The 23,043-nt window shown below is 42.4% G+C and carries 8 protein-coding genes, 2 tRNA genes, 6 rRNA genes and 1 pseudogene; all 17 read left to right on the plus strand.

Annotated elements, in window-relative coordinates:
• The 17 genes and pseudogenes from dnaA (at position 1) to rrf (MKY46_RS00085) (ending at position 22,759) form a co-directional block, all read left to right on the plus strand.
• A complete protein-coding gene (dnaA, locus tag MKY46_RS00005) occupies positions 1-1,350 on the plus strand; it encodes a chromosomal replication initiator protein DnaA (RefSeq protein ID WP_036119568.1) in 1,350 nt (449 codons plus the stop codon).
• A gap of 169 nt (positions 1,351-1,519) precedes the next feature.
• The gene (gene dnaN, locus MKY46_RS00010; RefSeq protein WP_036119570.1) at positions 1,520-2,656 is read left to right on the plus strand and encodes a DNA polymerase III subunit beta; all 1,137 of its coding nucleotides are present in this window, start codon (positions 1,520-1,522) and stop codon (positions 2,654-2,656) included.
• 111 nt (positions 2,657-2,767) lie between these two features.
• Positions 2,768-2,992: a S4 domain-containing protein YaaA gene (gene yaaA, locus MKY46_RS00015; RefSeq protein WP_036119572.1), complete on the plus strand. Its 225-nt coding sequence runs from the start codon at positions 2,768-2,770 to the stop codon at positions 2,990-2,992.
• A 3-nt stretch (positions 2,993-2,995) separates the two neighbouring features.
• Positions 2,996-4,111 (plus strand): DNA replication/repair protein RecF, encoded by a 1,116-nt coding sequence (gene recF / locus MKY46_RS00020; RefSeq protein WP_036119574.1) that lies wholly within the window; start codon positions 2,996-2,998, stop codon positions 4,109-4,111.
• Between the two features lie 92 nt (positions 4,112-4,203).
• Positions 4,204-6,138, plus strand: coding sequence for a DNA topoisomerase (ATP-hydrolyzing) subunit B (gene gyrB, locus MKY46_RS00025; RefSeq protein ID WP_340833591.1), 1,935 nt, complete (start codon positions 4,204-4,206; stop codon positions 6,136-6,138).
• A gap of 25 nt (positions 6,139-6,163) precedes the next feature.
• Positions 6,164-8,632 (plus strand): DNA gyrase subunit A, encoded by a 2,469-nt coding sequence (gene gyrA, locus MKY46_RS00030; RefSeq protein WP_036119576.1) that lies wholly within the window; start codon positions 6,164-6,166, stop codon positions 8,630-8,632.
• Positions 8,633-8,774: 142 nt separating this feature from the next.
• Entirely contained in the window at positions 8,775-9,857 is a 1,083-nt protein-coding gene (locus MKY46_RS00035) for an HD-GYP domain-containing protein (RefSeq protein ID WP_058844066.1), read from the plus strand.
• 429 nt (positions 9,858-10,286) lie between these two features.
• Positions 10,287-11,838 (plus strand): 16S ribosomal RNA (locus MKY46_RS00040).
• 94 nt (positions 11,839-11,932) lie between these two features.
• Positions 11,933-12,009, plus strand: a tRNA-Ile gene (locus MKY46_RS00045).
• A gap of 12 nt (positions 12,010-12,021) precedes the next feature.
• Positions 12,022-12,097: transfer RNA gene (locus tag MKY46_RS00050), tRNA-Ala, on the plus strand.
• Positions 12,098-12,186: 89 nt separating this feature from the next.
• Positions 12,187-15,114, plus strand: a 23S ribosomal RNA gene (locus MKY46_RS00055).
• Between the two features lie 191 nt (positions 15,115-15,305).
• Positions 15,306-15,421: ribosomal RNA gene (rrf, locus tag MKY46_RS00060) — 5S ribosomal RNA — on the plus strand.
• Together the 16S, 23S and 5S rRNA genes with 2 tRNA genes alongside form the textbook arrangement of a ribosomal RNA operon.
• Before the next feature lie 169 nt (positions 15,422-15,590).
• Positions 15,591-16,090 (plus strand): annotated as a pseudogene (gene tnpA, locus MKY46_RS23765) (IS200/IS605 family transposase).
• A 503-nt stretch (positions 16,091-16,593) separates the two neighbouring features.
• Complete coding sequence (locus MKY46_RS00070; protein WP_036124545.1) at positions 16,594-17,487, plus strand: patatin-like phospholipase family protein; 894 nt, start codon at positions 16,594-16,596, stop codon at positions 17,485-17,487.
• A gap of 307 nt (positions 17,488-17,794) precedes the next feature.
• Positions 17,795-19,346: ribosomal RNA gene (locus MKY46_RS00075) — 16S ribosomal RNA — on the plus strand.
• Positions 19,347-19,528: 182 nt separating this feature from the next.
• Positions 19,529-22,456: ribosomal RNA gene (locus tag MKY46_RS00080) — 23S ribosomal RNA — on the plus strand.
• A gap of 187 nt (positions 22,457-22,643) precedes the next feature.
• A 5S ribosomal RNA gene (gene rrf / locus MKY46_RS00085) occupies positions 22,644-22,759 on the plus strand.
• Positions 22,760-23,043 lie beyond the last annotated feature (284 nt).

Genomic DNA, 23,043 nt, shown 5'->3' on the forward strand with positions numbered 1-23,043 from the left:
TTGGAACATTTAGAAGAACTATGGAATAATGTCCTGGCTCAAGTTGAACAAAAAATTTCTAAACCAAGCTTCGAAACGTGGCTAAAGTCTACAAAACTACTATCTTATAATGGTAGTGGTTCCACTGTGACAATAGCTGCGCCTAATTCGTTTGCTCGAGACTGGCTTGAGAATCATTATATTCATTTGATTACAGGTATATTAACGGAGCTTACAGGCGAAGACTTGCTTATTAAATTTGTTGTTCAAAAAAACCAGGATTCGGACGATTTCGATTTGCCGGCGCCGATTATCCAAGCGAAAAATAACGATCACCATGATATTTCACCAGGTATGTTAAATCCGAAATATACTTTTGATACGTTTGTTATTGGCTCTGGTAACCGCTTTGCACACGCTGCCTCGTTAGCTGTCGCTGAAGCCCCTGCAAAGGCATATAATCCTTTCTTTATTTATGGGGGAGTTGGGCTAGGTAAAACACACTTAATGCATGCGATTGGCCATTATGTTTTAGAACATAATCCAAATGCAAAAGTAGTCTACTTATCATCCGAGAAATTTACAAATGAATTTATTAACTCTATTCGTGATAACAAAGCACTTGATTTTCGCAATAAGTACCGCAACGTGGATGTACTGCTAATTGATGATATTCAATTCCTTGCTGGAAAAGAATCAACTCAAGAAGAATTTTTCCACACTTTTAATACTTTACATGAAGAATCAAAACAAATTGTTATATCCAGTGACCGTCCTCCTAAGGAAATTCCAACATTGGAAGATCGTCTACGTTCACGCTTTGAGTGGGGGTTAATAACTGATATTGCGCCGCCTGATTTGGAAACTCGTATAGCTATCTTGCGCAAAAAAGCAAAAGCAGATGGTCTAGAGGTACCAAATGAAGTAATGCTTTATATTGCGAACCAGATTGACTCCAATATTAGGGAGCTTGAAGGTGCGCTTATTCGCGTCGTCGCCTATTCTTCACTGGTGAACAAAGATATTACGGCAACATTAGCAGCTGAGGCATTAAAAGATATAATCCCAAATTCAAAGCCGCGAGCAGTGACAATACTAGATATTCAAAATGCAGTAGGGGAACATTTTAATATACGTTTAGAAGATTTCTCTGCCAAAAAACGTACAAAATTAATTGCTTTCCCACGTCAAATCGCTATGTATTTATCACGCGAATTAACAGATTTTTCGCTGCCGAAAATTGGCGAAGAATTTGGTGGTCGCGATCATACGACTGTCATCCATGCACACGAAAAAATATCTTCTATGTTGAAAGATGACGTTCAACTACAACAAGATGTTAAACAAATTCGTAGTATGTTAGGTAAGTAATTACTGTGGACAAACCAACTATTTAAACACAAACTTATACACAGTCTATCTACATGTGGATAGACTGATTTTATTCATAAAAATACACTTATCCACAAATCCACAGGGCCTATTACTATATCTTTTTATTTTATATAAATAAATAATATAAATATGTGAGGGAAATAGAATGAAATTTGATATTTTACGTGACCGTTTATTAGAGGGTTTAAATGATGTCATGAAAGCAGTAAGTTCAAAAACAACTATTCCGATTTTAACGGGGATTAAAATTGATGTAACAGAGGAAGGTATCCGCTTAACAGGTAGTGATGCTGATATTACAATTCAAACATTTATTCCAGTAGAGGAAGATGGACAACAAATTATTCACATTACTGAAACAGGATCTATTGTTGTACAAGCACGTATGTTTAATGAAATTGTACGTAAATTACCAACAAACGATGTTGAAATCCAAGTAACACCAGGTTTCCAAACGCATATTCGTTCAGGTAAATCTGAGTTCCATCTAATTGGCTCTGATGCAGCAGAGTACCCATTATTACCAGAATTAACGGAAGATCAAAAATTTACTATTCCGGCTGATCTTTTAAAAACAATTATCCGTGAAACAGTATTTGCTGTTGCCACTTCTGAAAGTAGACCAGTGTTGACAGGTGTAAACTGGCAGATCAAAAACGAAACTTTAATCTGTGTTGCAACAGATAGTCATCGATTAGCAAGACGTAAAGTGCAATTGGAAAATTTACCAGAAGTTGAACATAGCGTAGTTATTCCAGGGAAAAGTTTAAATGAATTAAATAAAGTACTAGAAGATTCAACAAATCTAGTGCAAATTGTTATTACAAGCCAGCAAGTATTATTTAAAACTGGTGATGTATTATTCTTCTCTCGTTTACTGGAAGGCAATTACCCAGATACAACGCGTTTAATCCCTGAAGAATATCAAACAAATGTAACGATTAACGGTAAAGCTTTATTACAAGCTATCGATCGTGCGTCACTTGTTGCACGAGGAGATCGTAACAATGTTGTACGTTTTGAAATATTAGATAACCAAGCAGTTGAAGTTTCTTCTAATTCTCCGGAGATCGGTAAAGTGCAAGAAGAAATTCCTGTTGAATCATTAGAAGGAGAAAGCTTGAAAATTTCCTTCAGTGCAAAATATATGATGGAAGCTTTAAAAGCAATTGATGGCCAAGATGTAGTTATTCAATTTACAGGAGCGATGAGACCATTTATTTTACGCTCCGTTCACGATGATGCTATTTTACAATTGATTTTACCTGTACGAACTTATTAAAAATTTCATAACTGCTAAGATAGTCGCTATTGTGACTATCTTTTTTTACTTATGGCGTAATTTTAGGTATGATAGAGAGATAGACAGTCTGTATTCGGAGGGAAACACACTATGCAGGACATTAAAATTGATGAGGAGTTCATCACGTTAGGGCAGCTTTTAAAAATCACTGATGCCATTAGTTCAGGTGGCATGGCCAAGTGGTTTTTACAAGAAAATGCTGTATATGTAAATGGAGAAGTAGACGATCGTCGAGGTCGAAAATTACGTGACGGAGACGTTATAAATATTCCCGGATGTGGTCGCTTCCAAATCGTAGGACCAGCTGGACAATAAATTATGTATATTGAGCAAATAAAACTTACAAATTATCGTAACTATGATGCCTTAGCTTTAAACTTTTCTCCAAAAATTAATGTTTTTATTGGTGAAAATGCTCAAGGAAAAACAAATGTTATGGAGTCCATCTATGTTTTAGCAATGGCTAAATCCCATCGAACAACGAACGATAAAGAATTGATACGTTGGGATTCAGACTATGGTAAAATAGAAGGGGCCGTTAAAAAAAGGCATGGTATTTTACCAATCGAACTTACGATTACAAAGAAAGGTAAAAAGGGCAAGATAAATCATATAGAGCAAAGTCGCCTCAGTCATTATATTGGTCAAATGAACGTTGTTATGTTTGCGCCAGAAGACTTGAACGTTGTAAAGGGGAGTCCTCAAATACGCCGACGTTTTATTGATATGGAGATTGGGCAAATTTCGCCTGTCTATTTACATGATTTATTGACCTTTCAAAAAGTTTTAAAACAACGTAACCATTTCTTAAAGATGAATCAAGGCAAGTCCATGTCAAATGATGTGATGTATGAGGTCTACAATGAACAATATATTCATGCAGCTACCCAAATTATTCGTAAAAGATTTCAATTTATGGATTTATTGCAGGAGTGGGCTGAACCTATACACGCAGGCATATCACAAGGTAAAGAAACACTGGTTATAAAATATCGTACGGTAGCTGGTATTGAAAAAGAACACTCTACCAGTGAAATTGAAAATACTTTACATCAAAAATTGATTGAAGCGAGAGAACGTGAATTTGACAGGGGTGTGACACTTGTTGGCCCACACCGTGATGATTTGCAGTTTTTAGTAAATGGCTATGATGTTCAAACTTATGGCTCTCAAGGACAACAACGTACAACTGCATTGTCTTTAAAGCTTGCTGAAATTGAATTAATTAAACAAGAAACAAAAGAAACACCCATACTACTTTTAGATGATGTTTTGTCGGAACTCGATGATTATCGTCAATCGCATTTATTAAATACCATTCAAGGTGAAGTCCAAACCTTTGTAACAACTACAAGTGTGGATGGAATTCATCATGAAACGATGGAACAGGCTCAACTGTTCCACGTGAAACAAGGTGCGATTGAAAAAAGTTAGCCAGGGTAGTTTTTTAGATTACAAAAGAATGGTAATAGTCAGCTCGGTTGACTGTTCATTCATTTACACACAATGATGTTATGAAGGAGTAGATGAAAGCCGTGGCTATAGAGAACGAAGGTTTACAAAACCAAGCTTATGAAGCCGATCAGATACAGGTACTAGAAGGTTTAGAGGCAGTACGTAAAAGACCAGGGATGTATATCGGTTCAACAAGTTCTAAAGGGCTTCACCATTTAGTATGGGAAATTGTTGACAATAGTATCGATGAAGCTCTTGCAGGATTTTGTACAGATATACAAGTAACAATTGAAAAAGAGAACTGGATTCGCGTAGAAGATAACGGTCGAGGTATTCCAGTTAGCATTCAAGAAAAAATGGGTAAGCCAGCTGTTGAAGTTATTATGACGGTTTTACATGCTGGTGGTAAATTTGGCGGTGGAGGCTATAAAGTTTCTGGTGGTCTTCATGGAGTTGGGGCATCAGTGGTGAATGCACTCTCTGTTGAAACAATTGTTCAGGTTCATCGTGAAGGTCATATTCATGAAATTAAGTTTGAACGTGGGAAAACTGTTCAAGAATTAATGGTGATCGGTGAAACAAACCACAATGGTACAACAACGCGATTTAAAGCTGATCCAGAAATTTTTAAAGAAACGACTGTTTATGAATATGATATTTTAGCTCATCGTATTAGAGAATTGGCTTATTTAAATCGTGGTATTAAGATTACGATTGCTGATGAACGAGAAGAAGAGATTCGTTCAACTACATATCACTATGAAGGTGGTATTCGATCTTATGTTGAGCATTTAAACCAATCTAAAGAGCCAATCCATGATCCAATTGATGTTCTTGGAGAGAAGGATGGCATCTCAGTGGAAATTGCTATGCAATACAATGCTGGATTCTCCTCTAATATTTTTTCATTTGCTAATAATATTAATACGTATGAAGGCGGTACACATGAGTCTGGTTTTAAAACAGCCCTTACACGTGTTATTAACGACTATGCTCGAAAAAATGGATTGCTTAAAGAATCTGATGCCAATCTTACAGGCGAGGATGTACGTGAAGGGTTAACAGCTATTGTTTCTGTTAAACATCCAGATCCACAATTTGAAGGACAAACGAAAACAAAGCTAGGGAATTCAGAAGTAAGTCAAATTACTAATTCATTATTCTCAGATGGCTTTGAACGTTTTATGTTAGAAAATCCAACTGTTGCTCGTAAGGTTGTAGAAAAAGGTTTAATGGCTGCCCGTGCACGTGTAGCTGCGAAAAAGGCACGTGAATTTACTCGTCGTAAAAATGCACTTGAAGTATCAAGCTTACCGGGTAAATTAGCTGACTGTTCTTCTACTATCCCCGCTGATTGTGAAATTTATATTGTTGAAGGTGATTCAGCCGGCGGTTCGGCTAAATCTGGACGTGACCGTCACTTCCAAGCGATTTTGCCTTTACGTGGTAAGATTCTTAACGTTGAGAAAGCCCGACTAGATAAAATTTTATCGAATGCGGAAATTCGTGCAATGATTACAGCATTCGGCACAGGTATTGGTGAAGAGTTTAATTTAGAAAAAGCTCGTTATCATAAAATCATTATCATGACAGATGCCGATGTCGATGGAGCACATATTCGTACATTACTTTTAACATTCTTCTTCCGTTTCCTTCGACCACTTATAGAAGCAGGCTATATTTATATTGCACAGCCACCACTTTATCAAGTGAAACAAGGTAAGCATATTGAGTACTGCTACGATGAAGAAACATTAAAAGAAATTATAGAACGACTACCAAAAATGCCAAAACCAAATGTGCAGCGTTATAAAGGTCTTGGTGAAATGAACGCTGAGCAACTTTGGGAAACAACAATGGATCCAGAGTACCGCACATTATTACAAGTAGAATTAGATGATGCAATTAAAGCTAACCAAGCATTTGAGCGTTTAATGGGCGATGAAGTTGAACCTCGTCGTCAATTTATCGAGGAAAATGCTGTATACGCTAATTTAGATATCTAATTTTTCTTGAGAGGAGGTCTACACTTTGTCAGAACAAGAACGCTCCGGTGTTAAAGGAGTTAATATCACAGAAGAAATTGAAACATCCTTTCTTGATTATGCAATGAGTGTAATTGTATCGCGTGCATTACCTGATGTACGTGATGGATTAAAACCAGTTCATCGTCGTATTTTATATGGGATGCAGGAATTAGGTAACACCGCAGATAAAGCTTACAAAAAATCAGCACGTATTGTTGGGGATGTAATGGGTAAGTACCATCCACATGGTGACTCATCCATTTATGATGCAATGGTACGTATGGCGCAAGATTTTAGTTATCGTTATATGCTTGTTGATGGTCACGGAAACTTTGGCTCTGTTGATGGTGATGGAGCAGCAGCCATGCGTTATACAGAATCACGTATGTCTAAAATAGCTATGGAAATGCTTCGTGATATCAATAAAGATACAATTGACTACACTGATAACTATGATGGATCAGAAAAAGAACCAATTGTTTTACCAAGTCGCTATCCCAACCTTTTAGTGAACGGTGCTGCGGGAATTGCCGTTGGTATGGCAACGAATATTCCTCCTCACCAGTTAGGAGAAACAATTGATGCTGTTATAGCACTTTCTGAAAATCCAGCCATTACTACTGAGGAGTTAATGGATATTATTCCAGGTCCTGATTTCCCTACTGGAGGATTGATTTTAGGGCGTAGTGGTATTCGCAGAGCTTATGAAACTGGACGCGGTTCCATCATTATTCGCGCGAAGGTGGAAATTGAGCAAAAGTCAAATGGTAAGGAGACCATTCTTATTCATGAATTACCTTACCAAGTGAATAAGGCTAAGCTTATTGAAAAAATTGCAGAGCTTGTACGTGATAAAAAAATAGATGGTATTACAAATTTACGTGATGAATCTGACCGTCGCGGTATGCGAGTAGTCATTGAAGTTCGTAAAGATGCCAACGCTAATGTAGTTTTAAATAATTTATATAAACAAACAGCTATGCAATCAAGCTTTGGTATCAATATGCTGTCATTAGTAAATGGTCAACCAAAAGTATTGGGCTTAAAAGAAATGCTTTACCATTATTTAGAGCACCAAAAGGTAATTATTCGTCGTCGTACAGAATTCGAACTTCGAAAGGCTGAAGATCGTGCTCATATTTTAGAAGGCTTACGAATTGCACTCGATCATATTGATGAAATAATTGCCATCATTCGTGGTTCGCGTAGCGGCGAAGAAGCAAAGCCGCAATTAATGGAGCGTTTTAGCTTATCAGAGCGCCAGGCTCAAGCTATTTTAGATATGCGTTTAGTTCGCTTAAGTGGATTAGAACGTGAAAAAATTGAAGCAGAATACCAAGAGCTTCAAATTCTTATTGCGGATTTAAAAGCAATTTTAGCGGATGAAGAAAAAATTGTGGATATTATTCGTACTGAAATTTTAGAGGTGAAAGAACGTTTTAATGATATACGCCGTACTGAGATTACATCTGGTGGTCTAGAAATGATTGAGGATGAGGACTTAATTCCTGTTGAAAACTCAGTTGTTACTTTAACACATAATGGCTATATCAAGCGTTTAGCTGCGAATACATATCGTAGTCAAAAGCGTGGTGGTCGTGGTGTACAAGGGATGGGGACAAACGAAGATGATTTTGTAGAGCATCTAATGAATACTTCTACCCATGATACAATTTTATTCTTTACGACCAAAGGTAAAGTATTTAGAGCAAAAGGATATGAAATTCCAGAGTTCGGTCGTACCGCTAAAGGATTACCAATTGTAAACCTACTCAACATAGATAAAGGTGAAAAAGTAACAGCCATGATTCGCGTTGGATCGTTTGATGAAGATGCTTACTTTATCTTTACGACGAAAACAGGTATTACGAAACGTACACCTGTCTCACAATTTGCTAACATTCGAACAAATGGTTTAATAGCTATTAGCTTACGAGAAGATGATGATCTTATTTCTGTACGTCTAACAGATGGAGATAAGCAAGTGATTATTGGTACACGCGATGGTATGCTCGTTCGTTTCCAAGAAGATGACATTCGTTCTATGGGTCGTACAGCTGGTGGAGTGCGAGGCATTAAGCTACGTGATGGTGACGAAGTAGTAGGCATGGAGATTGTTGAACCAGGGCAAGAAATTTTAGTAGTTACTGAAAAAGGTTACGGTAAACGTACTTCTGAAGATGAATATCGTTTACAAAGTCGCGGTGGTGTAGGTCTGAAAACCATCCAGATTACAGATAAAAATGGACCTATGGTAGCTGTGAAAACAGTTGATGGTTCTGAAGATCTCATGCTTATTACAATCAACGGTATGTTGATCCGTATGGATATCAATGATATTTCATTAATTGGACGTAGTACGCAAGGAGTTCGTTTAATTCGATTAGGAGACGACGAATTAGTTGCGACTGTAGCTAAAGTTGAAAAAGCTGAAGAGTCTCCAGAAGACGAAGAAGATGAAATAGAGGAATAATTTCAACCGATGACGACAGAATTACATGTTGTTCATCGGTTTTTTTTACGTAAATAATGAAAAATAAGTAATTATTTAGAATTCCATGATAAAATGAAGATACCTTATTTGAAGCAAGAAACAGTGGAGAGGTGTTCATTTCGTGGAAACTATATATGTTCCGATTTCAGAGTTAGGCGTTGGTAAAGTAATTTCTGAAGATATTTTTGCTAATACACAGTATCCAATCATTTTTAAAGATACGATGATTTCCTACGTACATTTGCAAGTATTTCATGCGTTTAATATTTTCAACGTCCCCGTTTATAAAAATGAAAACGATACTCGAGTAGAGAAGAAAGAAAATGATGTTGAGGTTGTGATAGAAGAAATACCGACTTTTAGAAAAGTCTATAATAATTCTGTTGAACAATTCAAAAAAGAATTTAAAAATTGGGAAGCCGGAGCAAAAGTAGATATTGCCAAGGCAAGGACAATTATTTTACCTCTAGTAGAGATGGTCCTAGATGATCGTACAATTATATTTGATTTAAATGAGTATTCAAATGCGAAAGACTACTTGTATCACCATTGTGTTGCAACTGGTTTGATTTCCGCAGTGATTGCTCAAAAGCTTGGTTATGATAGAGGGATTACCATTCAAGTTGCAATAGGTGGTTTATTAGCTGATTGTGGTATGGCTAAAGTACACCCACGTATTAGAGATAAGAAGACACCTTTAACAGAGCAAGAGTATAATGAAATTTATAAACATCCAATTTATAGCTATAATATGGTAAAAGATTTAACGATTTTAAAGGAGACAATGAAAGAGGCAATTTTCCAACACCATGAACGTTTAAATGGAAGTGGTTATCCGAAAGGTGAAAAGATCGCTAATATCTCAATTTTTGCTCAAATTATAGCTGTGGCAGATGTCTTTCATGCTATGACATGTGAACGAGTATATAGATCAAAACAATCTTCATTTAAAGTTATAGAAATGATTAATGAATCTGAGTTTGGGAAGTTCGATATTAAAGTAGTACGTGCTTTAATCGATATTGTTGCAGATCTTCCTATAGGTACGATTGTTGAACTGTCTAATTTGGAACGTGGTGAAGTAATGTTTGTAAATAAATTTGCACCAACACGTCCACTCATTAAATTAATCCATTCAGGAGAAATTTTCGATTTAGGAAAAAATCGTAGTTTTTATATTTCACGAATTATAACAAGTCTTTAAAAATATTAGGGCAAACCATATATTATGGCTTGCCATTTTTTGACCCTTAATGCCATTAGTAAAGTATGTGTCCATGTTGAGTATAGTTTGCATCTTCTTTACTAAGTGTCTGGATAGTATATTTTTATAAAATAACAAACAATATTAATCCATTAGGTAGTAGTCTTATTTGCTATGATGGTGTTTAAACGCATTTAATTATATTGCATTTAAATATTTTCGGAGAAAGTGTTGACATAGTTTTAGAATCTTGATATTATAAATGAGTCGCCAAGAGGTGACAGTGAAATAATGAACATGAACCTTGAAAACTGAACAAGCAAAACGTAATCAATAAAGTTTTCAGTAACTAACTTCGGTTAGTGAACAAAACAAAATTTTGGACATCAAAATGATGCCAGCAAAACAATTTGAGCTATTCAAATTTCTTTTATGGAGAGTTTGATCCTGGCTCAGGACGAACGCTGGCGGCGTGCCTAATACATGCAAGTCGAGCGAACAGAGAAGGAGCTTGCTCCTTCGACGTTAGCGGCGGACGGGTGAGTAACACGTGGGCAACCTACCTTATAGTTTGGGATAACTCCGGGAAACCGGGGCTAATACCGAATAATCTGTTTCACCTCATGGTGAAATACTGAAAGACGGTTTCGGCTGTCGCTATAGGATGGGCCCGCGGCGCATTAGCTAGTTGGTGAGGTAACGGCTCACCAAGGCGACGATGCGTAGCCGACCTGAGAGGGTGATCGGCCACACTGGGACTGAGACACGGCCCAGACTCCTACGGGAGGCAGCAGTAGGGAATCTTCCACAATGGGCGAAAGCCTGATGGAGCAACGCCGCGTGAGTGAAGAAGGATTTCGGTTCGTAAAACTCTGTTGTAAGGGAAGAACAAGTACAGTAGTAACTGGCTGTACCTTGACGGTACCTTATTAGAAAGCCACGGCTAACTACGTGCCAGCAGCCGCGGTAATACGTAGGTGGCAAGCGTTGTCCGGAATTATTGGGCGTAAAGCGCGCGCAGGTGGTTTCTTAAGTCTGATGTGAAAGCCCACGGCTCAACCGTGGAGGGTCATTGGAAACTGGGAGACTTGAGTGCAGAAGAGGATAGTGGAATTCCAAGTGTAGCGGTGAAATGCGTAGAGATTTGGAGGAACACCAGTGGCGAAGGCGACTATCTGGTCTGTAACTGACACTGAGGCGCGAAAGCGTGGGGAGCAAACAGGATTAGATACCCTGGTAGTCCACGCCGTAAACGATGAGTGCTAAGTGTTAGGGGGTTTCCGCCCCTTAGTGCTGCAGCTAACGCATTAAGCACTCCGCCTGGGGAGTACGGTCGCAAGACTGAAACTCAAAGGAATTGACGGGGGCCCGCACAAGCGGTGGAGCATGTGGTTTAATTCGAAGCAACGCGAAGAACCTTACCAGGTCTTGACATCCCGTTGACCACTGTAGAGATATAGTTTCCCCTTCGGGGGCAACGGTGACAGGTGGTGCATGGTTGTCGTCAGCTCGTGTCGTGAGATGTTGGGTTAAGTCCCGCAACGAGCGCAACCCTTGATCTTAGTTGCCATCATTTAGTTGGGCACTCTAAGGTGACTGCCGGTGACAAACCGGAGGAAGGTGGGGATGACGTCAAATCATCATGCCCCTTATGACCTGGGCTACACACGTGCTACAATGGACGATACAAACGGTTGCCAACTCGCGAGAGGGAGCTAATCCGATAAAGTCGTTCTCAGTTCGGATTGTAGGCTGCAACTCGCCTACATGAAGCCGGAATCGCTAGTAATCGCGGATCAGCATGCCGCGGTGAATACGTTCCCGGGCCTTGTACACACCGCCCGTCACACCACGAGAGTTTGTAACACCCGAAGTCGGTGAGGTAACCTTTTGGAGCCAGCCGCCGAAGGTGGGATAGATGATTGGGGTGAAGTCGTAACAAGGTAGCCGTATCGGAAGGTGCGGCTGGATCACCTCCTTTCTAAGGATTATTTCGGAATACAAACCTAGGGTTTGTAAGATTACGTTTTGCGTTCAGTTTTGAAGGTTTATTAAATAATATAAAACTTCCAAGAGGGCCTATAGCTCAGCTGGTTAGAGCGCACGCCTGATAAGCGTGAGGTCGATGGTTCGAGTCCATTTAGGCCCACCATATATACCTCTTGGGGCCTTAGCTCAGCTGGGAGAGCGCCTGCCTTGCACGCAGGAGGTCAGCGGTTCGATCCCGCTAGGCTCCACCAATCTTTGTTCTTTGAAAACTGGATAAAACGACATTGAAATTGTAACAAACACATTTATTTTTTAAGTTTTTTTATAGGCTTAATAACTTGGTTAAGTTATTAAGGGCGCACGGCGAATGCCTTGGCACTAGGAGCCGAAGAAGGACGGCACTAACACCGATATGCTTCGGGGAGCTGTAAGTGAGCTTTGATCCGGAGATTTCCGAATGGGGGAACCCACTACGTTTAATCGCGTAGTATCTTGACGTGAATACATAGCGTCTTGAAGGCAGACCCAGGGAACTGAAACATCTAAGTACCTGGAGGAAGAGAAAGAAAAATCGATTCCCTGAGTAGCGGCGAGCGAAACGGGAAGAGCCCAAACCAAGAGGCTTGCCTCTTGGGGTTGTAGGACACTCAATACGGAGTTACAAAAGAGCGAGTTAGATGAAGCGACTTGGAAAGGTCCGCCAGAGCAGGTAAAAGCCCTGTAGTCGAAAGTTCGTTCTCTCCTGAGTGGATCCTGAGTACGGCGGAACACGTGAAATTCCGTCGGAATCCGGGAGGACCATCTCCCAAGGCTAAATACTACCTAGTGACCGATAGTGAACCAGTACCGTGAGGGAAAGGTGAAAAGCACCCCGGAAGGGGAGTGAAAGAGATCCTGAAACCGTGTGCCTACAAGTAGTTAGAGCCCGTTAATGGGTGATAGCGTGCCTTTTGTAGAATGAACCGGCGAGTTACGATTACGTGCGAGGTTAAGCTTTAGAAGGCGGAGCCGCAGCGAAAGCGAGTCTGAATAGGGCGAAATAGTACGTGGTCGTAGACCCGAAACCAGGTGATCTACCCATGTCCAGGGTGAAGGTAAGGTAACACTTACTGGAGGCCCGAACCCACGCACGTTGAAAAGTGCGGGGATGAGGTGTGGGTAGCGGAGAAATTCCAATCGAACTTGGAGATAGCTGGTTCTCTCCGAAATAGCTTTAGGGCTAGCCTCGTGATGAGAATACTGGAGGTAGAGCACTGTTTGGACTAGGGGGCCATCCCGGTTTACCGAATTCAGACAAACTCCGAATGCCAGATATTTATACACGGGAGTCAGACTGCGAGTGATAAGATCCGTAGTCAAAAGGGAAACAGCCCAGACCACCAGCTAAGGTCCCAAAGTAATCGTTAAGTGGAAAAGGATGTGGCGTTGCACAGACAACCAGGATGTTGGCTTAGAAGCAGCCATCATTTAAAGAGTGCGTAATAGCTCACTGGTCGAGTGACGCTGCGCCGAAAATGTATCGGGGCTAAACGATTCACCGAAGCTGTGGATTGACATCTACGATGTCAGTGGTAGGAGAGCGTTCTAAGTGCGTTGAAGTCAGACCGGAAGGACTGGTGGAGCGCTTAGAAGTGAGAATGCCGGTATGAGTAGCGAAAGACGGGTGAGAATCCCGTCCACCGTATGACTAAGGTTTCCTGAGGAAGGCTCGTCCGCTCAGGGTTAGTCGGGACCTAAGCCGAGGCCGATAGGCGTAGGCGATGGACAACAGGTTGATATTCCTGTACCACCTCCTCACCGTTTGAGAAATGGGGGGACGCAGTAGGATAGGGTAAGCGCGCTGTTGGTTATGCGCGTCCAAGCAGTAAGGCGTGTGTGTAGGCAAATCCGCACACTGTAACGTTGAGCTGTGATGGCGAGTCCGTATGGACGAAGTTCCTGATTTCACACTGCCAAGAAAAGCCTCTATCGAGGTGAGAGGTGCCCGTACCGCAAACCGACACAGGTAGTCGAGGAGAGAATCCTAAGGTGTGCGAGAGAACTCTCGTTAAGGAACTCGGCAAAATGACCCCGTAACTTCGGGAGAAGGGGTGCTCTTGAGCGTGCAAGCGCATGAGAGCCGCAGTGAATAGGCCCAGGCGACTGTTTAGCAAAAACACAGGTCTCTGCAAAACCGTAAGGTGACGTATAGGGGCTGACGCCTGCCCGGTGCTGGAAGGTTAAGAGGAGTGGTTAGCGCAAGCGAAGCTGCGAATTGAAGCCCCAGTAAACGGCGGCCGTAACTATAACGGTCCTAAGGTAGCGAAATTCCTTGTCGGGTAAGTTCCGACCCGCACGAAAGGCGTAACGATCTGGGCACTGTCTCAACGAGAGACTCGGTGAAATTATAGTACCTGTGAAGATGCAGGTTACCCGCGACAGGACGGAAAGACCCCGTGGAGCTTTACTGTAGCCTGATATTGAATTTTGGTACAACTTGTACAGGATAGGTAGGAGCCAGAGATCTCGGAGCGCCAGCTTCGAAGGAGGCGTCGGTGGGATACTACCCTGGTTGTATTGAAATTCTAACCCATGCCCCTTAGCGGGGCAGGAGACAGTGTCAGGCGGACAGTTTGACTGGGGCGGTCGCCTCCTAAAAGGTAACGGAGGCGCCCAAAGGTTCCCTCAGAATGGTTGGAAATCATTCGTAGAGTGTAAAGGCACAAGGGAGCTTGACTGCGAGACCTACAAGTCGAGCAGGGTCGAAAGACGGGCTTAGTGATCCGGTGGTTCCGCATGGAAGGGCCATCGCTCAACGGATAAAAGCTACCCCGGGGATAACAGGCTTATCTCCCCCAAGAGTCCACATCGACGGGGAGGTTTGGCACCTCGATGTCGGCTCATCGCATCCTGGGGCTGTAGTCGGTCCCAAGGGTTGGGCTGTTCGCCCATTAAAGCGGTACGCGAGCTGGGTTCAGAACGTCGTGAGACAGTTCGGTCCCTATCCGTCGTGGGCGTAGGAAATTTGAGAGGAGCTGTCCTTAGTACGAGAGGACCGGGATGGACACACCGCTGGTGTACCAGTTGTCTTGCCAAAGGCATCGCTGGGTAGCTATGTGTGGACGGGATAAGTGCTGAAAGCATCTAAGCATGAAGCCCCCCTCAAGATGAGATTTCCCATTACGCAAGTAAGTAAGATCCCTCAAAGACGATGAGGTAGATAGGTTCGAGGTGGAAGTGTGGTGACACATGGAGCTGACGAATACTAATCGATCGAGGACTTAACCAAAAACGTTTGAACCATTCAATGAACCGTTTATCCAGTTTTGAAAGAACAAAACTTTCAATAAAAAAAGAGCTTCAAGACACAAGTAGAACAAGGAAGCAAACGAGTGATTGAAGGAGCGTACTTCTGTACGTGACTGATTGAACGAGAGCAGCTGACGCAGTAATACGCCGTGTATTGAAGGTCGACCATAGTCTAGTGATGATGGCAAAGAGGTCACACCCGTTCCCATACCGAACACGGAAGTTAAGCTCTTTAGCGCCGATGGTAGTTGGGGGCTTCCCCCTGTGAGAGTAGGACGTCGCTAGGCAATAGAAACAGTCAGCTGTGTGCTGGCTGTTTTTTTATTTTTGTATCTTTTGAAAACCCCTTGCTATGCGAGGGGTTCTAAAGAGCTTCTAGCTATGGACAAGAAAAAATCCCCAATCGTATAATGAATTCTGGTCTGGTCAACCGACTTCGTACGAAAGGGGATCCAAATAGATAACAAGAGTTTAGCACACACAACATGGAATTGTAAGTATCACATTGTCTTTGCGCCAAAATATAGAAGGCAGATTATTTGTGTACAAATTAAAGTTAATATAGGGAGAATCCTTTGCTAGTTAGGTGAAAGAAAAGGAGCAGAAATTATCGAAGCAACAGCCTGCCCTGATTATATTCATATGTTGGTGAGTAATTCTCCAAAATTAAGTGTTTCATATGGGTTATTTGAAAGGGAAAGGTAGTTTAATGAAATTTGATTGACAGGCGAATCTGAAATACAAATATATTAACAGGGAGTTTTGATGTCGTGGATATTATGTAGATACAGTAGGAAGAAACAAAAAACATTCAGAAATATATAATCAATGACAACAGTATTCTTGAGGATCAAATGATCATGAAGGGTTGTTCGTGCATAAAAATCTTGACTAATTTAAATTTATTTTCAGCTATATGTATGGAATGTCCTGTGCGCTTCCTTTCTCTACTATGACATAATAAGACCAATTATATTTTTGCATAAATCGTTACACTATTTTTTTGTTGGTAGATTTCTGAAAAATGTAGTGATTTCACCTTAACCATAACGAAATGTATGGCCTGCCCTTACCTTACCTGACTGTTTCGCCTCTTTCTCCTCTACGAATTGTTTCAATAGCATTTTAACTGTGTATGTTTTATATTCAGTTCCTCTAGTACTTGTTTTACTGGTATACAAGCAACTTCATTTCATTTGCCCTCATTTTACTTCAAATGGGTAACTTACTCTTAATAGCCATAGAAAAAACGTCTCTCTTAATTAATAGGTCAGTATGTACTAATTACCTTCCTTTTGTGAAATCCCTTTTATTCCGTATATTAGAAAAAATCCAATTTGATCATAAACAAAAGTTGTTAACCATGTTTTAGGTTTCGACAATAAAGTATAAATTTTAGTTCTAATCATCATTACCCTCTCTTATACTGTAAAGATTACATCAAAAAGGAGAGGAAATTTTGTGGATTGATGGCGTTTTTTCTGGTGGTGGTTTGAAGGGATTTGCCCTGGTTGGGGCATATCAAGTACTAGAAGCTGAACATTTTCGTTTTAAACGTGTAGCTGGTACAAGTGCAGGTGCAATTTTAGCTGCGTTTATTGCTGCGGGATATAGCGGTAAAGAGATCGAAGCTATGCTAGAAGAATTGGATGTACCTTCATTACTGGATCCTAGAAGAACAATATTACCTTTCCCTTTTATGAAATGGATAAATGTTTATAATCATTTAGGTCTTTATAAAGGAAAGGCATTAGAAAAATGGTTTTTTCAAAAATTAGCTGCAAAAGGTGTATATACTTTTGGAGATTTGCCTAAAGATTCACTAAAATTAGTAGCTTCAGATTTGACCAATGGTAGAATGATTGTTTTACCAGATGATCTACACAAATATCAGATTGATGCGAAGAACTTTTCAGTTGCTTGTGCACTACGTATGAGTTGTGGTATACCATTTTTCTTTGAACCAGTTACCTTAAAAACTGGCAAAGGAGAATCAGTAATCGTGGATGGTGGGGTTTTAAGTAATTTCCCATTATGGATATTTGATGATAAAGAAGGTCGAAAAGTACGACCAATTTTGGGTTTGAAGCTAAGCAGAAGGAGAGAAGAACAATGTCCGCAAGAAATTAAAAATGGCCTAAACTTATTTGAAGCATTATTTTCAACTATGAAAGACGCACATGATGAGAGGTATATATCAAGGCGACATGAAAGAGATATTATCTTTATTCCTGTAGAAGATTATAGTGCAACTCAATTTGATTTAAATGAGGAGACAAAAGAAACTCTTTTAGAAATAGGAAGAAATCGTACAATTCAATTTTTACGGAATTGGCCAAGGTTGAAATTTTAGTTCGTTTAAAATTATTTATATAAAACTATTGACCAATAATAAATGAGGTGTTATTATATAAAAGTTGCTGTTGAGATAAGCAACTACTAAAATATAAAAATAAAATAACTGTTGACATTAAATATTAAACATGTTATTATATAAAAGTTAGCTCTTAACAAAGAGAAAACATAAAATGAACCTTGAAAACTGAACAAGCAAAACGTAATCAATAAAGTTTTTAGTAACTAACCTTGGTTAGTGAACAAAACAAAATTTTGGACATCAAAATGATGCCAGCAAAACAATTTGAGCTATTCAAATTTCTTTTATGGAGAGTTTGATCCTGGCTCAGGACGAACGCTGGCGGCGTGCCTAATACATGCAAGTCGAGCGAACAGAGAAGGAGCTTGCTCCTTCGACGTTAGCGGCGGACGGGTGAGTAACACGTGGGCAACCTACCTTATAGTTTGGGATAACTCCGGGAAACCGGGGCTAATACCGAATAATCTGTTTCACCTCATGGTGAAACACTAAAAGACGGTTTCGGCTGTCGCTATAGGATGGGCCCGCGGCGCATTAGCTAGTTGGTGAGGTAACGGCTCACCAAGGCGACGATGCGTAGCCGACCTGAGAGGGTGATCGGCCACACTGGGACTGAGACACGGCCCAGACTCCTACGGGAGGCAGCAGTAGGGAATCTTCCACAATGGGCGAAAGCCTGATGGAGCAACGCCGCGTGAGTGAAGAAGGATTTCGGTTCGTAAAACTCTGTTGTAAGGGAAGAACAAGTACAGTAGTAACTGGCTGTACCTTGACGGTACCTTATTAGAAAGCCACGGCTAACTACGTGCCAGCAGCCGCGGTAATACGTAGGTGGCAAGCGTTGTCCGGAATTATTGGGCGTAAAGCGCGCGCAGGTGGTTTCTTAAGTCTGATGTGAAAGCCCACGGCTCAACCGTGGAGGGTCATTGGAAACTGGGAGACTTGAGTGCAGAAGAGGATAGTGGAATTCCAAGTGTAGCGGTGAAATGCGTAGAGATTTGGAGGAACACCAGTGGCGAAGGCGACTATCTGGTCTGTAACTGACACTGAGGCGCGAAAGCGTGGGGAGCAAACAGGATTAGATACCCTGGTAGTCCACGCCGTAAACGATGAGTGCTAAGTGTTAGGGGGTTTCCGCCCCTTAGTGCTGCAGCTAACGCATTAAGCACTCCGCCTGGGGAGTACGGTCGCAAGACTGAAACTCAAAGGAATTGACGGGGGCCCGCACAAGCGGTGGAGCATGTGGTTTAATTCGAAGCAACGCGAAGAACCTTACCAGGTCTTGACATCCCGTTGACCACTGTAGAGATATAGTTTCCCCTTCGGGGGCAACGGTGACAGGTGGTGCATGGTTGTCGTCAGCTCGTGTCGTGAGATGTTGGGTTAAGTCCCGCAACGAGCGCAACCCTTGATCTTAGTTGCCATCATTTAGTTGGGCACTCTAAGGTGACTGCCGGTGACAAACCGGAGGAAGGTGGGGATGACGTCAAATCATCATGCCCCTTATGACCTGGGCTACACACGTGCTACAATGGACGATACAAACGGTTGCCAACTCGCGAGAGGGAGCTAATCCGATAAAGTCGTTCTCAGTTCGGATTGTAGGCTGCAACTCGCCTACATGAAGCCGGAATCGCTAGTAATCGCGGATCAGCATGCCGCGGTGAATACGTTCCCGGGCCTTGTACACACCGCCCGTCACACCACGAGAGTTTGTAACACCCGAAGTCGGTGAGGTAACCTTTTGGAGCCAGCCGCCGAAGGTGGGATAGATGATTGGGGTGAAGTCGTAACAAGGTAGCCGTATCGGAAGGTGCGGCTGGATCACCTCCTTTCTAAGGATTATTTCGGAATACAAACCTAGGGTTTGTAAGATTACGTTTTGCGTTCAGTTTTGAAGGTTCATTCTTCTTGAATGAAAAGCTTCAAAACTTGTTCTTTGAAAACTGGATAAAACGACATTGAAATTGTAACAAACACATTTATTTTTTAAGTTTTTTTATAGGCTTAATAACTTGGTTAAGTTATTAAGGGCGCACGGCGAATGCCTTGGCACTAGGAGCCGAAGAAGGACGGCACTAACACCGATATGCTTCGGGGAGCTGTAAGTGAGCTTTGATCCGGAGATTTCCGAATGGGGGAACCCACTACGTTTAATCGCGTAGTATCTTGACGTGAATACATAGCGTCTTGAAGGCAGACCCAGGGAACTGAAACATCTAAGTACCTGGAGGAAGAGAAAGAAAAATCGATTCCCTGAGTAGCGGCGAGCGAAACGGGAAGAGCCCAAACCAAGAGGCTTGCCTCTTGGGGTTGTAGGACACTCAATACGGAGTTACAAAAGAGCGAGTTAGATGAAGCGACTTGGAAAGGTCCGCCAGAGCAGGTAAAAGCCCTGTAGTCGAAAGTTCGTTCTCTCCTGAGTGGATCCTGAGTACGGCGGAACACGTGAAATTCCGTCGGAATCCGGGAGGACCATCTCCCAAGGCTAAATACTACCTAGTGACCGATAGTGAACCAGTACCGTGAGGGAAAGGTGAAAAGCACCCCGGAAGGGGAGTGAAAGAGATCCTGAAACCGTGTGCCTACAAGTAGTTAGAGCCCGTTAATGGGTGATAGCGTGCCTTTTGTAGAATGAACCGGCGAGTTACGATTACGTGCGAGGTTAAGCTTTAGAAGGCGGAGCCGCAGCGAAAGCGAGTCTGAATAGGGCGAAATAGTACGTGGTCGTAGACCCGAAACCAGGTGATCTACCCATGTCCAGGGTGAAGGTAAGGTAACACTTACTGGAGGCCCGAACCCACGCACGTTGAAAAGTGCGGGGATGAGGTGTGGGTAGCGGAGAAATTCCAATCGAACTTGGAGATAGCTGGTTCTCTCCGAAATAGCTTTAGGGCTAGCCTCGTGATGAGAATACTGGAGGTAGAGCACTGTTTGGACTAGGGGGCCATCCCGGTTTACCGAATTCAGACAAACTCCGAATGCCAGATATTTATACACGGGAGTCAGACTGCGAGTGATAAGATCCGTAGTCAAAAGGGAAACAGCCCAGACCACCAGCTAAGGTCCCAAAGTAATCGTTAAGTGGAAAAGGATGTGGCGTTGCACAGACAACCAGGATGTTGGCTTAGAAGCAGCCATCATTTAAAGAGTGCGTAATAGCTCACTGGTCGAGTGACGCTGCGCCGAAAATGTATCGGGGCTAAACGATTCACCGAAGCTGTGGATTGACATCTACGATGTCAGTGGTAGGAGAGCGTTCTAAGTGCGTTGAAGTCAGACCGGAAGGACTGGTGGAGCGCTTAGAAGTGAGAATGCCGGTATGAGTAGCGAAAGACGGGTGAGAATCCCGTCCACCGTATGACTAAGGTTTCCTGAGGAAGGCTCGTCCGCTCAGGGTTAGTCGGGACCTAAGCCGAGGCCGATAGGCGTAGGCGATGGACAACAGGTTGATATTCCTGTACCACCTCCTCACCGTTTGAGAAATGGGGGGACGCAGTAGGATAGGGTAAGCGCGCTGTTGGTTATGCGCGTCCAAGCAGTAAGGCGTGTGTGTAGGCAAATCCGCACACTGTAACGTTGAGCTGTGATGGCGAGTCCGTATGGACGAAGTTCCTGATTTCACACTGCCAAGAAAAGCCTCTATCGAGGTGAGAGGTGCCCGTACCGCAAACCGACACAGGTAGTCGAGGAGAGAATCCTAAGGTGTGCGAGAGAACTCTCGTTAAGGAACTCGGCAAAATGACCCCGTAACTTCGGGAGAAGGGGTGCTCTTGAGCGTGCAAGCGCATGAGAGCCGCAGTGAATAGGCCCAGGCGACTGTTTAGCAAAAACACAGGTCTCTGCAAAACCGTAAGGTGACGTATAGGGGCTGACGCCTGCCCGGTGCTGGAAGGTTAAGAGGAGTGGTTAGCGCAAGCGAAGCTGCGAATTGAAGCCCCAGTAAACGGCGGCCGTAACTATAACGGTCCTAAGGTAGCGAAATTCCTTGTCGGGTAAGTTCCGACCCGCACGAAAGGCGTAACGATCTGGGCACTGTCTCAACGAGAGACTCGGTGAAATTATAGTACCTGTGAAGATGCAGGTTACCCGCGACAGGACGGAAAGACCCCGTGGAGCTTTACTGTAGCCTGATATTGAATTTTGGTACAACTTGTACAGGATAGGTAGGAGCCAGAGATCTCGGAGCGCCAGCTTCGAAGGAGGCGTCGGTGGGATACTACCCTGGTTGTATTGAAATTCTAACCCATGCCCCTTAGCGGGGCAGGAGACAGTGTCAGGCGGACAGTTTGACTGGGGCGGTCGCCTCCTAAAAGGTAACGGAGGCGCCCAAAGGTTCCCTCAGAATGGTTGGAAATCATTCGTAGAGTGTAAAGGCACAAGGGAGCTTGACTGCGAGACCTACAAGTCGAGCAGGGTCGAAAGACGGGCTTAGTGATCCGGTGGTTCCGCATGGAAGGGCCATCGCTCAACGGATAAAAGCTACCCCGGGGATAACAGGCTTATCTCCCCCAAGAGTCCACATCGACGGGGAGGTTTGGCACCTCGATGTCGGCTCATCGCATCCTGGGGCTGTAGTCGGTCCCAAGGGTTGGGCTGTTCGCCCATTAAAGCGGTACGCGAGCTGGGTTCAGAACGTCGTGAGACAGTTCGGTCCCTATCCGTCGTGGGCGTAGGAAATTTGAGAGGAGCTGTCCTTAGTACGAGAGGACCGGGATGGACACACCGCTGGTGTACCAGTTGTCTTGCCAAAGGCATCGCTGGGTAGCTATGTGTGGACGGGATAAGTGCTGAAAGCATCTAAGCATGAAGCCCCCCTCAAGATGAGATTTCCCATTACGCAAGTAAGTAAGATCCCTCAAAGACGATGAGGTAGATAGGTTCGAGGTGGAAGTGTGGTGACACATGGAGCTGACGAATACTAATCGATCGAGGACTTAACCAAAAACGTTTGAACCATTCAATGAACCGTTTATCCAGTTTTGAAAGAATAATTTCTTTTATGAAGGGTTTCAAAATACGAGTAGTTCGAGGAAGCAATGGAGAGAGGGAAGGAGCGTACTCAAGTACGTGACTGACTGAACGACAGAAGCTGACGAAGAAATGCGATGTATATTGAAAGCCGACCATAGTCTAGTGATGATGGCAAAGAGGTCACACCCGTTCCCATACCGAACACGGAAGTTAAGCTCTTTAGCGCCGATGGTAGTTGGGGGCTTCCCCCTGTGAGAGTAGGACATCGCTAGGCAAAAAAAACAGTCAGCTGTGTGCTGGCTGTTTTTTTATTTCCTAATGAAATTCTTTAATAATTTAAAGGATTTTCTACAAAAAACAATTACTTTCTAAGAAATATTATGAAAAAATTAAATATATCTAACTCATTCTATATTTTTACTGTAGCTATTTATTTGGATTTTTAATTAAAATTTGCTATCATTAAAAATCTGAATTGTCTTTCTTTTATAAGTTTCTTGACAGTAGCAGTCCACGTTGTTAATCTTACAATTAATATTCTTTTAACTATAGGAGGAA

It is taken from the genome of Lysinibacillus sp. FSL M8-0355, assembly GCF_038008985.1.
GTDB lineage: Bacteria > Bacillota > Bacilli > Bacillales_A > Planococcaceae > Lysinibacillus > Lysinibacillus fusiformis_D.

What these genes read in the sequence shown, in the direction of transcription:
- dnaN (WP_036119570.1), top strand. Translation starts at nt 1,520, where the DNA reads ATGAAATTTGATATTTTACGTGACCGTTTATTAGAGGGTTTAAATGAT.
- yaaA (WP_036119572.1), top strand. Translation starts at nt 2,768, where the DNA reads ATGCAGGACATTAAAATTGATGAGGAGTTCATCACGTTAGGGCAGCTT.
- recF (WP_036119574.1), top strand. Translation starts at nt 2,996, where the DNA reads ATGTATATTGAGCAAATAAAACTTACAAATTATCGTAACTATGATGCC.
- gyrB (WP_340833591.1), top strand. Translation starts at nt 4,204, where the DNA reads ATGAAAGCCGTGGCTATAGAGAACGAAGGTTTACAAAACCAAGCTTAT.